General features: G+C 65.4%; 11 protein-coding genes. 6 read left to right on the forward strand and 5 right to left on the reverse strand.

Features of this window, described 5'->3' with window-relative positions; translation table 11 throughout:
- Together QX048_RS02070 and QX048_RS02075 are read right to left on the reverse strand one after the other, a co-directional pair.
- The gene (locus QX048_RS02070) at positions 1-1,137 is read right to left on the reverse strand and encodes a GGDEF domain-containing protein (protein ID WP_315713953.1); all 1,137 of its coding nucleotides are present in this window, start codon (positions 1,135-1,137) and stop codon (positions 1-3) included.
- 93 nt (positions 1,138-1,230) lie between these two features.
- Positions 1,231-2,298, reverse strand: coding sequence for a J domain-containing protein (locus tag QX048_RS02075; RefSeq protein ID WP_315752637.1), 1,068 nt, complete (start codon positions 2,296-2,298; stop codon positions 1,231-1,233).
- Between the two features lie 129 nt (positions 2,299-2,427).
- Between QX048_RS02075 and QX048_RS02080 the strand changes: the two genes are divergently transcribed.
- The 5 genes from QX048_RS02080 (at position 2,428) to QX048_RS02100 (ending at position 9,092) form a co-directional block, all read left to right on the forward strand.
- Positions 2,428-2,595: a hypothetical protein gene (locus QX048_RS02080; RefSeq protein ID WP_315713955.1), complete on the forward strand. Its 168-nt coding sequence runs from the start codon at positions 2,428-2,430 to the stop codon at positions 2,593-2,595.
- Between the two features lie 194 nt (positions 2,596-2,789).
- Complete coding sequence (locus tag QX048_RS02085; protein WP_315752639.1) at positions 2,790-3,665, forward strand: dihydrodipicolinate synthase family protein; 876 nt, start codon at positions 2,790-2,792, stop codon at positions 3,663-3,665.
- Positions 3,666-3,943: 278 nt separating this feature from the next.
- Entirely contained in the window at positions 3,944-6,283 is a 2,340-nt protein-coding gene (locus QX048_RS02090) for a xanthine dehydrogenase family protein molybdopterin-binding subunit (protein WP_315826047.1), read from the forward strand.
- A gap of 420 nt (positions 6,284-6,703) precedes the next feature.
- A complete protein-coding gene (locus QX048_RS02095) occupies positions 6,704-7,732 on the forward strand; it encodes a linear amide C-N hydrolase (RefSeq protein ID WP_315826048.1) in 1,029 nt (342 codons plus the stop codon).
- Between the two features lie 241 nt (positions 7,733-7,973).
- A complete protein-coding gene (locus tag QX048_RS02100) occupies positions 7,974-9,092 on the forward strand; it encodes an amidinotransferase (protein WP_315826049.1) in 1,119 nt (372 codons plus the stop codon).
- Between the two features lie 12 nt (positions 9,093-9,104).
- Here QX048_RS02100 and QX048_RS02105 read toward each other — a convergent pair whose 3' ends face one another.
- The 3 genes from QX048_RS02105 to QX048_RS02115 all read right to left on the reverse strand — a co-directional run bounded on the left by QX048_RS02105 (position 9,105) and on the right by QX048_RS02115 (position 11,698).
- A complete protein-coding gene (locus QX048_RS02105; protein WP_315713960.1) occupies positions 9,105-9,422 on the reverse strand; it encodes a multidrug efflux SMR transporter in 318 nt (105 codons plus the stop codon).
- 211 nt (positions 9,423-9,633) lie between these two features.
- Positions 9,634-11,058 carry a sensor histidine kinase gene (locus QX048_RS02110; protein WP_315826050.1) on the reverse strand — a complete coding sequence of 475 codons (1,425 nt, stop codon included), beginning with the start codon at positions 11,056-11,058 and terminating at the stop codon, positions 9,634-9,636.
- Positions 11,033-11,698 (reverse strand): response regulator transcription factor, encoded by a 666-nt coding sequence (locus QX048_RS02115; RefSeq protein ID WP_315713962.1) that lies wholly within the window; start codon positions 11,696-11,698, stop codon positions 11,033-11,035. Before QX048_RS02115 ends, QX048_RS02110 begins: the two co-directional genes overlap by 26 nt.
- 119 nt (positions 11,699-11,817) lie before the next feature.
- On the opposite strand from QX048_RS02115, the gene QX048_RS02120 reads away from it, so the two are divergent.
- The gene (locus tag QX048_RS02120; RefSeq protein WP_315713963.1) at positions 11,818-12,597 is read left to right on the forward strand and encodes an ABC transporter ATP-binding protein; all 780 of its coding nucleotides are present in this window, start codon (positions 11,818-11,820) and stop codon (positions 12,595-12,597) included.
- Positions 12,598-12,610: the final 13 nt, after the last annotated feature.

Below are 12,610 nucleotides of genomic sequence, written 5' to 3' on the forward strand. Positions count from 1 at the left end.
TCAGCCCGCCTGCCGCAATGCGCCGTCCGCGGCCTCGGCCCAGGTACAGCAGCCGCCCCCGGCGCGCTTGGCGGCATAGAGCGCGCTGTCGACCTGGCGCAGCACCTCGTCCATGGACTCGTCCGTGAGCGGCCGGTCGTTCACCAGCAGGCCGGCGCTGGCGCCGATCACCACGGGGATGTCGGACAGCAGGAATGGCATCGACAGCGAGCGGATTGCTTCGCGCGCCAGCGCCAGCGCCTCGTCGCGTCCGTCCGCGCCGCCCGTCACCGGCTTCAGCAGCATGAACTCATCGCCGCCGAAGCGCGCGGCGAGACCGCCCTGGCCGACACAGCTCGATAGCCGGGCTGCGACCTGACGCAGCAGGTCGTCGCCGGCGTGGTGGCCATGGCGGTCGTTGACGGGCTTGAAGCCGTCGAGATCGATGGCAATGATCGCGACAGTCCGGGTCGTGCGTTCGAGCGCAGCCAGGAAGGCCGCCCGGTTGGGCAGGTCGGTCAGGAAATCATGGTTGGCCTGGCGGGCCAGCGCGTGCTTGGCCTCGAGCCGCTCGATGAACGCGGTGCTGAGATGGCGCGAGGCTTCGCGGATCGAGAACCAGAACAGCACCAGCAGGACGGCCCCGAGCTGATAGGGCAGCTCCGGGCGCATCAACCCGGCGATGAGCGTCGGGGCGAGCAGCACGGCGGTTGTCGTCAGCACGACCCACGGGCGGATCGCCGCGCGCGACACCATGCCGACGCAATAGGACATCGACAGGCCGAAGGCGATCCATGCGCCCGGAGCATCGTTGAGCTGGAACGCGCGGAAGGTGAGAGCGCCAAGCGCAAGGCCGAAGGCGGCGGCGCCCGCGGCGTAGACTTTCTCCCAGAGGATCACGTCGCGATCGGACAGGCGTCCCGCATATTGTTTGTAGCGCAGCAGGCTGACCACGCGACCGATGGCGTTGACGATGATCGCGAACGTGATCGCGATGTAGCCGGGATCGCCGTGCAGGACCGCAAGCGTGACCGAGCCGGTGATGGCGGCCGCGTTGATCGACATGACCTGCGGCAGAGACGTGTACAGCAGATCGACGAGCTCGCGCCGGATCGCCGGGTTCGGATGGATGAATCTGGAAAGCAGCCCATGTCCCATGGGAACACCATGGGACACCTTTCCTAACAGTTGATGGGCGCGAACGATTCGCGCGACGAAGGTTCGGAGTTACCTTAAATCTTCGTCAATCGCTCAGGGGGCGCGGCTGGGGTCGGTGGTTGGATAGACCGGCGTCGCCGTCGACATCCGCGAGGGCATCGGCGCCGCCGCCGCCACTTTCGGTGCCTCTGCCTTCGGCGTCTCCGCCTTGATGTCGGACTTTGGCGGCTCGAGCTTCAGCGGCCGCAGCGGCTGACGCTTCGCCATCGCGTCGAGTACGGCGCGGTTCGTCTTCTCGATGCGCTTTGCGGCCGCGACGTCGGCAAAGGCGCGGTCGAACTTGCGCATGCGATAGAACACGATGCCGCGGTCGATATAGGCCTCATGGTAGCGGGGATCGAGCTGGATCGCCGCGTCGAGATCGGCCAGCGCCGCCGCGAAGTCGCCCTTCTGGAACGCGGCCATGCCGCGATCGTGATGGGCCTGGGCCTCGTTCGAAGCCGTACCCCCGGCGAGCATTGTATCCGCCGTGCATGGCGCGGTCGCGCCTGCCGCGCAGGGCGCACGCTCCTGCTCGGCAGAATAGACCGTGTCGATCTTGCTGACGCGTAGCGGAAGCGGATCGGATACCGAGGCATTGCTGCCCGATGCGCTGCCGACCGTTGCGCTGGCAGCCGTCTCGCCGCCGGAATTCGCGGCCGCATCGCCGGTCGTCGCCGCGTCGGTGGCGCTATCGATCGGTTTGGCGGGAACCTCGTTCGGCTTGACCTTGTTGGTCGCAACCACGATCGGCTTGAGCGGCGCGACGGAAGCCGACGACATGTGGGTGAACAGCAGGTAGCCGGTTAGCGCCACGGCGGACGCACCGGCCAGCGCCATTACGCCGGACGCGACCTTGTGGACCTTGGCGACGACGGCCAGCTTGGAATCCTGCTGATGCTCGTCCTGCGCGGCGCCGAGCAGCCGGTCATAGGCCGTGCGCTGCTCCTTGTCGCCGAGAATGTCGTTGGCGCGGATGATCTGTCGAAACCGCAGCGCGGCATCCGGATCGCCGGGATTGACGTCGGGGTGGCTCTCTTTGACCGCTTTGCGGAAGGCCGCCCGGATATCGTCAGCGTCATCGTCCGGAAGAGCTCCGAGTAAATCGTAAAGCGTCTTCATCGTCGTTCTCGCTGCAGGCTTCCCTCGTCTCCGATCGAAATTCCTACGGCGAATTTACGCTGGAGCACTCGTACTAACTCTTTCCGCTTCGCATGATGGTTGGTCAATCCGGCGGAAAAATGACTGAAAATGGCGAAGTTCGTAGCCATTTTTGCCGTGTTTGAGGTCATCGCGCTCGTCCTTCTTCGCCACGGTGCGCGCAATCCCAGATTGAATCGCTGCCCTCTGACCGCCTCCGCCGCGGGACATGCACCTATGGTGGAGAGAAAGTTTGAAGCCGGATTTAACGTGAGCTGATTGGCAGCTCGGTTTGCGGCAACACCCCGCATTCCATCGCGGCAGTGTGGCGCTGCTACACACCGGCTCTTGTCCGCTGGTGTCAGGTCCCTGAGGCAGATGTCGCTGCGGGCAACAGGCCGGGCCTGAGAAGGGCGCCTCTCGCTTCGGCGGCCGCCTTGCGGAACCAGCGACCCGGCCGCTATACCGGCCGCATGACTGAATTTCATGGTGTCTTTCCCTACCTGGCCTCGCCGATCGGCGCGGATGGAACGATCCGTACGGAGGTGCTGGGGCGTCTTTGCGACGATCTGATCCTTGCCGGTGTGCACGGCCTGACGCCGCTCGGCTCCACCGGCGAGTTCGCCTATCTCGATCGTGCCCAGCGCATGACCGTCGTGGAGACAACCATCGATGCTGCCCAGGGCCGCGTTCCCGTGATCGCAGGCGTGGCCTCGACTACGATTGCTGACGCGGTGGCGCAGGCCAAGGCTTACCAGAAGCGCGGCGCAACCGGCATCCTGGCGGTGCTCGAAGCCTATTTCCCGGTCAACGACGCCGGTATCGAGGCATATTTCCGGGCGATTGCCGATGCCGTCGACGTTCCCGTCGTCATCTACACCAATCCCCAGTTCCAGCGTTCCGACCTGTCGCTCGACGTCATCGCGCGCCTCGCCGAGCATCCGCGCATCAACTACATCAAGGACGCTTCGACCAACACCGGCCGGCTGTTGTCGATCATCAATCGCTGCGGCGACGCCATCAAGGTGTTCGCGGCGTCCTCACACATTCCGGCCGCGGTGATGCTGATCGGCGGCAAGGGCTGGATGGCCGGGCCGGCCTGCATCATCCCGCGCCAGAGCGTCGCGCTCTACAATCTGTGCAAGGCGTCCTGCTGGGACGATGCGATGCTGCTGCAGAAGAAGCTGTGGCGCGTCAACGAGGCCTTCGCCCGCTTCAACCTCGCGGCCTGCATCAAGGCCGGCCTGTCGATCCAGGGCTACGACGTCGGCGATCCCGTGCCGCCGCAGGCCCCGCTCTCGCCCGAGCAGCGCAAGGTCGTCGAAGAGGTGCTGCGCAGCCTGGGGTGAGCTAGCCCCGGCTTTGGCCCCCGCTCTCTCCTCATCGTCATTCCGGGGCAGCCCAAAGGGCTGAGCCCGGATCCATACTCCGCGGCCTCTCGGGTGGGCAGACATGGAGACATCGAGCCTCCAAACTACCGGTCGTGGTTATGGAATCCGGGCTCGCGCTGCGCGCGCCCCCGGAATGACGGTTCGTCATGACGCACCAGCTTAAACACGTGTTGGCCACCGCAATGCCGATCCGCTAAGACCCTGCCAAATTCATTGAACTGACCAAGGACTGACGAATGAACATTCTTCCCAACAATATGCGGTTTGGTGCGGGGCAGCCCCTCAAGCGCCTGGAGGATCAGCGGCTGCTGACCGGGAAGGGGCAGTTCATCGACGACAAGGCGGAGGACGGCGCGCTGTGGCTCTACGTGCTGCGCTCCCCGCATGCGCATGCCAGGATCCTGTCGATCGACACCGCCGCCGCCCGCGAGATCGCGGGCGTGCAGGCGATTTACACCGGCGCGGACCTCGTCGCTGACGATGTCGGCACCATTCCGACCCTGGCAATCTTCAAGCGTCCTGACGGCAAGCCGATGACGGTGCCGCCGCGCCGCCTGCTTGCCCATGAGATCGTCCGCTTCACCGGCGAGGCGGTCGCCGCCGTGGTCGCGACCTCGCGCACGGTCGCGCAGGAGGCTGCGGAAGCGATCGTCGTCGATTACGAGGTGCTGCCGGCGGTGACCGATCCGGTGAAGGCGCTCGCGCCCGGTGCGCCCGTGGTCTGGGCGGAGGCGCCCGACAACATCGTCGCCGCGATGAGCTATGGCGATGCCGCCAAGGTCGAGGAGGCCTTCGCCAACGCCCCGCACAAGGTCTCGCTCGACATCACGAGCCAGCGCCTGGTGCCCTCGGCGATGGAGCCGCGCTCGACCATCGCCGAGATCGAGAAGAAGACCGGCCGGCTGCTGCTCCATGTGCAATCGCAGACCCCGGCCTCGACACGCGACGTGCTGGCGGAAGCCGTGCTGAAGCGGCCGAAGGAGAGCGTGCGCGTGCTGGTCGGCGACATCGGCGGCGGCTTCGGCCAGAAGACCAACCTCTATCCTGAGGACGGCATCGTCGCCTATGCCGCGACCAAGCTTAACAAGAAGATCCGCTGGCGCGCCGAGCGCACCGACGAGTTCGTCGGCGGCACCCATGGCCGCGACCTCACCTCGACCGCCGAGTTCGCGCTCGATGCCAAGGGCAAGGTGCTGGCCTATCGGGTGCGCTCGATCGGCGCCACCGGCGCCTATTCGTCGGGTGCGGCCAACATCATCCCGCTGGTGCTCGGGCCGTTCGTGCAGACCGGCGTCTATGATCTGCCGCTGGTGCATTTCGAGGTGAAGACCGTGATGACGCATACGGCGCCGGTCGGCGCCTATCGCGGTGCTGGACGCCCCGAGGCGGTGTTCATCGTCGAGCGGCTGTTCGATGCGGCCGCGCGCCAGATCGGGATCGATCCGCGCGCCATCCGCAAGACCAACTACATCAAGCCGGCGCAGCTCCCCTACACCAACGCCGTCGGCCAGGTGTATGATTCCGGCGCCTTCGCCCACATGCTGGAGCGCGCGTCCAAGCTTGCCGATTGGGACGGCTTCAACGCGCGCAAGCGCGAGGCGAAGAAGCGCGGCATGCTCTACGGCCGCGGCCTGACCAGCTACATCGAATGGACCGGCGGCCGCGCCCACACCGAGAAGGTATCGCTGCACGCGACCTCCGAGGGCCGCGTCATCCTGCATTCCGGCACCATGGCGATGGGGCAGGGCCTGCAGACCACCTATACGCAGATGATCTCCGATACGCTCGGCATTCCGCTGGACAAGATCGACGTCGTGCAGGGCGACACCGATCTCGCCACCGGCTTCGGCAGCGTCGGCTCGCGCTCGCTGTTCGTCGGCGGCACGGCGGTGGCGGTGTCGTCGAACGACCTCATCACCAAGGCGCGCGAGAAGGCGTCCAACCTGCTGGAGACCGCGGTCGAGGACATCGAGTATCGCGACGGCTTCCTCACCGTCGTCGGCACCGACCGCCGCATCAGCCTGTTCGACATCGCCGGGAAGGAGCAGGGCGCCAAGCTGTCGGTCGACAGCGAGGGCGAGGTCGACGGTCCGAGCTGGCCGAACGGCACGCATGTCTGCGAGGTCGAGATCGATCCGGAGACCGGCATCAGCCGCGTGGTGCGCTACACCACGGTCGACGACGTCGGCGTCGCCGTCAATCCGATGCTGGTCGCCGGCCAGATCCATGGCGGCGTCGCGCAGGGCATCGGCCAGGCGCTGTACGAGAACGTCGCCTACGATGCCGACGGCCAGCTCCTGACCGCCACCTATCAGGACTATTGCATCCCGCGCGCCGACGACGTGCCGCCGATCGTGGTCACGCTCGACGATTCCGCGCCGTGCAAGACCAACCCGCTGGGGGCCAAGGGCTGCGGCGAATCCGGCGCCATCGGCGGTCCGCCCTGCGTCACCAACGGCGTGATGGATGCGCTGTTCGAGCTGGGGATCACCAACCTGCAGACGCCGCTGACGCCGGAGAAGGTGTGGGCGGCGATCTCCGAGGCGAAGGCGGCAAAGGCCAAAGCGTCGGCCTGAGCGAGCGCGCGGGACGCTCCCGTGCCGGACGTGCTCCTGTTGCGTCGCTCAACGCGCGAGCTACGCCGAGCTGTTCAGTGACGAGAGCGGCGAGGGTCACGCCCGCATCTGGTCGCGCCCCCTGCATGCGCAGCGGCGACTGATCTTGCTGCGTCATAGCCCGCCATTCCGGGGCAGCCCGTCAGGGCTGAATCCAGAATCTCGAGATTTTCGGTGCAATTGCGCACCTGAGGGGACGATGCTGTCGGATCGCCCCCGCCGAGCCCGGCAAGACAACGATCTCATGCGAATCGTCGCGGCGCCGCGACCGACGATGATTGACCCAGATCAAGGTCGCCGACTCGCACTCGCCTCTAGATTGTATTGAACACAACGAGGAGCGTGACCATGCGGCGGTGTGCGGGCGTGGTGAGCGGGGCGATGGCTTTGGCAATCGTCGCGTTTGGATCATCTCTGGCGGACGCGTGTTCGCGCGTCCTCTGGGCCGATAATGGTCAGGCCGTTGTCACCGGGCGCAACATGGATTGGCCCGAAGACATGCGCACCGATCTCTGGGCCTTCCCACGCGGCCTTGCGCGCAAAGGCGAGAGCGGCGACGACAACGAACTGAGCTGGACGTCGAAATACGGCAGCGTCGGCGGGGCGGTTTATAATCTGGCGATCGCCGACGGCATGAATGAAAAAGGTCTTGTAGCCAACCTGCTGTGGCTCTCCGAGAGCGATTACGGAAAGCGCGATCTCAAGCGCCCCGGCCTCGCGCTGTCGCTCTGGGCGCAATACAACCTCGACAACTTTGCCACCGTTGCCGAGGCGGTGGCCGACATCGAAACCGGTCGCTATCAACTCATCGCCGCCGGCATGCCCGGATACGCGACGGCGACCGTGCATTTGTCGCTTTCGGACGCGACGGGCGATTCGGCGATCATCGAAATCGTCGATGGCGGCAAGGTGCGCGTTCATCACGACCGCCGCTATCTGGTCATGACGAACTCGCCGCCCTTCCCCGAGCAGCTCGCCAATCTGAAGAAATACCACGTCTTTGGCGGCACCGAAGCGCTGCCGGGGACGAGCGAAGCGGCCGACCGCTTCGTCCGCGCCGCCTATTACATCCAGAACCAGACCAAGCCGTCGGACACCCGCCAGACCGTGGCCCGCATGTTGTCGGTCATGCGCAACGTGGCGCAGCCTTTCGTGCGGCCAGAACCGAAGCGACCGGAGGCGTCGCATACGATCTGGCGCGCCGTCGCCGACTCGACCGACCGGCTCTACTTCTTCGAATCGACGCTCAGCCCGAACATCGTCTGGGTCAGCTTGCCGCTGCTGGACCTTTCCGTCGGCGCTCCGATCCGCAAGCTCGACCTGTCCGGGGCGGACAGGGATCTGGTCGGCGAGGTGAGCAGCCAGTTCAAGCCGGCCGCGCCGCTGGAATTCAAGAAAGGCGGCTCCTGATAGGGCAGAGCCCTACGGACAGATACAACGTCATCTTTATATCCGCGTTGTGGCGCTCGCACGCCGCGCGACATGACTGCGGAGCGCTCGCCGTGAAGCCCTGCCACCGCACTGGGCTGGAAGCGCCGCGCCGTTTGTTAAGGACGGATTGTGGTGCATTGCTGCACTGAGGCTATGCGCCGACGATGCTACCGCATTAGAGTATTCGTGCCACATCAGCACCTCTTGCTTTGGTCATGCCATGATCACGCACGACAGCGGCCCGGATGCCGACCGCAAGGTAAGGATTTCTCCGGTCAACTCGCACAATGAGTGGGATCCACTCGAGGAAGTGATTGTCGGAAGGCTCGAAGGCGCGACGATTCCATCCGCTCATCCGGTCGTCGCCTGTAACATTCCGGGAATGGCTGCACGGGCGCAAGCGCTGCTCGGGGGCTTTCGCTATCCAAGGATGATGATTGAACCGGCTCAGCGCGAGCTCGATGGCTTTATTGCGCTGTTGCAGTCGCTTGGCGTGGTGGTCACCCGGCCGGAACCGGTTGATTTCAAGAAGCGCTTCAGCACGCCCGAATGGTCTTCGCGCGGTTTCTGCAACTCCTGCCCGCGCGATAGCATGCTGGTGATCGGAGACGAAATCATTGAAACGCCTATGGCGTGGCCCAGCCGCTATTTCGAGACCCATTCCTTTCGTCCGGTCCTGAAGGACTATTTCCGTCGCGGCGCCCGCTGGACTGCCGCGCCACGGCCGCAACTCACGGACGAACTGTATAACGCCGATTTCAGACGGCCCGAAAACGGTGAGCCGATGTCATATATTCTGACTGAATTCGAACCGGTGTTCGACGCTGCCGATTTCGTCCGCTGCGGGCGCGATCTGTTTGTAACCCTCAGCAATGTCACCAATGCATCCGGCATCGAATGGCTGCGCCGCCATCTCGGCGACGGCTATCGCATCCACGAGATCGAGAGCCGCTGTCGTAACCCGATGCACATCGACACGACCATTTTGCCGCTGGGGCCGGGCAGGCTTCTGATCAATCCCGAATACATCGACGTCAGCCGCCTCCCGGACATACTGAAGAAATGGGACATTCTCGTCGCTCCCGAGCCTGATCCGATCACCGATCGCTTGCTCAATATCACGTCGCTCTGCGGAAAATGGCTCAACATGAATGTACTGATGGTGGACGAAAAGCGCATCATCGTTGATCCGCATCATGTGCGAACGATGCGTGCGATCGAGCAATGGGGTTTCGAGCCGATCCCCTGCGAATTCCTGCATTACGCCGCATTTGGCGGCGCATTCCATTGCGCGACACTCGACATCAGGCGGCGCGGGGCGCTCGAGAGCTATTTTTGAGGATTGGCACGCCTATCCGGACTCGAGGCGCAGTCCGACGATGCCAAGTACAATGAGACCAATCGAGGCGAGCCGGGTCGCGGTCGTCGGCTCGTCGAACAGATAGATTCCGAAGAGAGTGGCGACGGCGATGCTCGCGCCGGTCCACGCGGCGTAGGCCGTGCCCATCGGGATCGTCTTCACGGCGAGGCCAAGACAACCGACGCTGGCGCCCATAAAACCCACGGTGACCAGGATCGACGGCAGGCGCGAGAGACCTTCGGAATATTTGAGAGCGATCAGCCAACCCACCTCGCAAAGGCTGCCAATGAATAAGATCACCCAGGCCATGAGAGGTTCTCCCAAAAGATGGGCTTAACGATCCTCGACGGAGTTCGTGTCAGAATTCCACGGTCTCGCTATTCTGCCAACTCATTCCGCCAAGCCTTTACACTTTGCAAGTGCACGCTGGAAGGCTCCCGGCGTTCCCTGCGCCCTCTCGATCTTCGAAAGGGCATGTCGATCGCAAGACTCGGGCGTGATCCGCCGCGGGACGACGACGTCATGTCTGCTGCTGTTTGAGCTGTGAATCTGGACGTGGATCGACTGCCGTCGACCGATCCACCGGCAGCTCCAGTCGCACACTGAAGTCGCCTGCCACTCCGCTGAACCGCAGACGGCCGCCATGGGCCTGCGCGACCTCGCTCGCAATGGCGAGGCCGAGGCCTGAGCCGTGGGAGCCGTCGCCCTTCTGGAACGGGGTCAGCAGGCGTTGCCGCGCGTCGGCTGCGATCCCAGGTCCGTCGTCCCAGACCATGATCGCAACATGCGTCGCGGTTCTTCCCACCGTCACCATCAGCCGGGTCCGCGCGCCATGCGCCAGCGCGTTGTGGATGAGATTGGCGAGCGCCTCGCGCAGGCTGATGGCGTCGGCGGCGAGCATCACCTCGTCCTCCGATGGCACGAAGCTGACGGAGACCTCGCGATCGAGAGAGAGCGGCACGCTCTGCGACAGCACCGATTTCGCCAGCGCGTCGATATCGACCGCGGCGAAGCGCGGTGCTTGGGCGCGGTGCTGGATCATGGCGTGATCGAGCAGTTGGCTGGTGAGGCGGGCGAGATCCGCGATGCGGCCGCGCAGCCTGTCGAGCGCCCTCGGGTCCTTGGTCTGATCGCTCAGCAGCTCGACCTCGGCATCGATCGCCGCCAGCGGCGTGCGCAGCTGGTGGGTGGCGTCGGCGATGAAGCGCTGCATCAGCGCGATGCGCTCGGCGAGGCGCTGCATGAAGCCGTCGATCGCGCCGACCAGCGCGCGCACCTCGCGCGGCGGCGTGATCGCGATCGGGCTGAGATCGTCCGGCCGTCGCTTGACGATCTCGGCCTCGATCCGCGTCAGCGGCGCGAACACCAGCCGCAGACACAGCGCAGTCGCCACCAGCGCCAGCAGGCTCATCGCAGCGATCAGGCCGATCGCCTTGGAGGCGAGATCCCAGGTCAGCGCGTCGCGGGCGCGCAGGGTCTGCGCCAGCACGATCTCGCTCCAGCCGTCGCCGGGCGCGCCGTCGAGCTTGCGCGCCACGGCCGCGATGCGCACCGCCTGGTCGCGATAGATGCCGTCGCGCAGCAGGACGCCCTCACGCAGCGCCCTGGCGGGCGCGGTGACGGCGAGATCGTCATAGCCGGCGACGACGACGCCGCGCGGATCGGTGACGCGATAGAACACGAGGTCATAGGCCGACAATGTCGCAAACGCTGCCGCCGGCGGATCCAGCGTCACGACGCCACCCTGCATGTAGATGTTCTCGGCGATCTGCACGGCGCCGCCGGCGAGCAGCTTGTCATAGGCGTCGCGCGCGGCGGTGGCTGCATATTGCCAGGCGGCGAGGCTCAGCACGACGGCGCCGACGGCCAGGATCGCGCCGATCGCGATCAGCAGCCGCGCGCGCAGCGAGGTCCTGAGGTCACGAAGCGTGGAGCTGATAGCCAAGGCCGCGCTCGGTCTTGATCTCGACGGATGTCGCCGCCAGCTTGCGCCTGAGACGCGCGACGAACTGCTCGACGGCGTTGGGGCTCGGATCCTGGTCGAAGCTGAAGAGCTGCTCGACCAGCTCCTCCTTGGCGACGTAACGCCCAGGGCGTGCGGCGAGGATTTCCAGCACGGTCAGCTCGCGCCGCGTCAGGTCCAGCGGTTGGCCGGCGACGCTGGCGGTGCGCCCGGCGCGGTCGATCACCAGCGGCCCCAGGGTCAGCAGATTGTCGGACTGGCCGGCGGCCCGGCGCAGCAGCGCCCGCGCCCGCGCCTCCAGCTCGCGATAGTCGAACGGCTTGATCAGGTAGTCGTCGGCGCCGAGGTCGAGCGCGCCGATCCGGTCGTCGACCGCCGAGCGCGCGGTCAGCACCAGCACCGGCGTGCGCAGGCCGCGCTTGCGCAGGTGCTTGAGCACAGCAAAGCCGTCCATGTTCGGCAGCATCACGTCGAGCACGATAAGGTCATAGGTCTGCACCTCGATCAGCTCGCTCGCGGTGCGGCCGTCCTTTTCCCAGTCGACGGCATAGCCGATCCGTTCGAACCGGCTGGTCACGGCGGCGCCGATCTCGGGCGTGTCTTCCACCAGCAGGATGCGCAAGGTCTTGTTGTCCGCCTCGGAGTCAGGTTCGCGTCAGTCTCCTCCTCTATCACTTCGAATAAGGGCGCCGAAGTGCACCGAGCGAAATTTCGCATTGCAATATAAAGGAGGGGAGGACGATGACCGTCCATCAATCGCCATCTCAGTTCGAGCCGCTGCTCTCGGTCGAGGGCGTGACGCTCCAGTACAAGACGCCGGACACCTTGGTCACGGCGACCTACCGCGTCGACTTCAAGGTCTTCGATTCCGACCGTTTCGTGCTGCTCGGCCCCTCCGGCTGCGGCAAATCCACGCTTCTCAAGGCGATCGGCGGCTATCTGAAGCCGACCGAGGGCCGCATCCGCCTCAAGGGCCACGATGTCAGCGAGCCCGGCCCGGACCGCATGATGGTATTCCAGGAGTTCGACCAGCTGCTGCCGTGGAAGACGGTGCGCGAGAACGTCGTGTTCGCGCTGACCGCCAGCGGCCGGCTCGGCACCGCGGAAGCCAACGAGCGCGCCAAGTCCTATATCGACAAGGTCGGCCTCACCAAGTTCATCGACTCCTATCCGCATATGCTCTCCGGCGGCATGAAGCAGCGGGTCGCGATCGCCAGGGGCATGGCGATGGAGCCCGACGTGCTCTTGATGGACGAGCCGTTCGCCGCCTTGGACGCGCTGACCCGGCGCAAGATGCAGGACGAGCTGCTGCAGCTCTGGCAGGACACCCGCTTCACCGTGCTGTTCGTGACGCATTCGATCGAGGAGGCGATCAAGATCGGCTCCCGCATCCTGCTGCTGTCGCCGCATCCCGGCCGCGTCCGCGCCGAGCTCAACAGCGTGCCGCCGGGCACGATGGGCTCGCCCGAACAGGTCGCCCTCGAAGGGCGCATCAACGACATGCTGTTCGGCCAACACTGAGACGAGGAGAGCA

It is taken from the genome of Bradyrhizobium sp. SZCCHNS30572 (genome assembly GCF_032484415.1).
Taxonomy (GTDB): Bacteria; Pseudomonadota; Alphaproteobacteria; order Rhizobiales; family Xanthobacteraceae; genus Bradyrhizobium.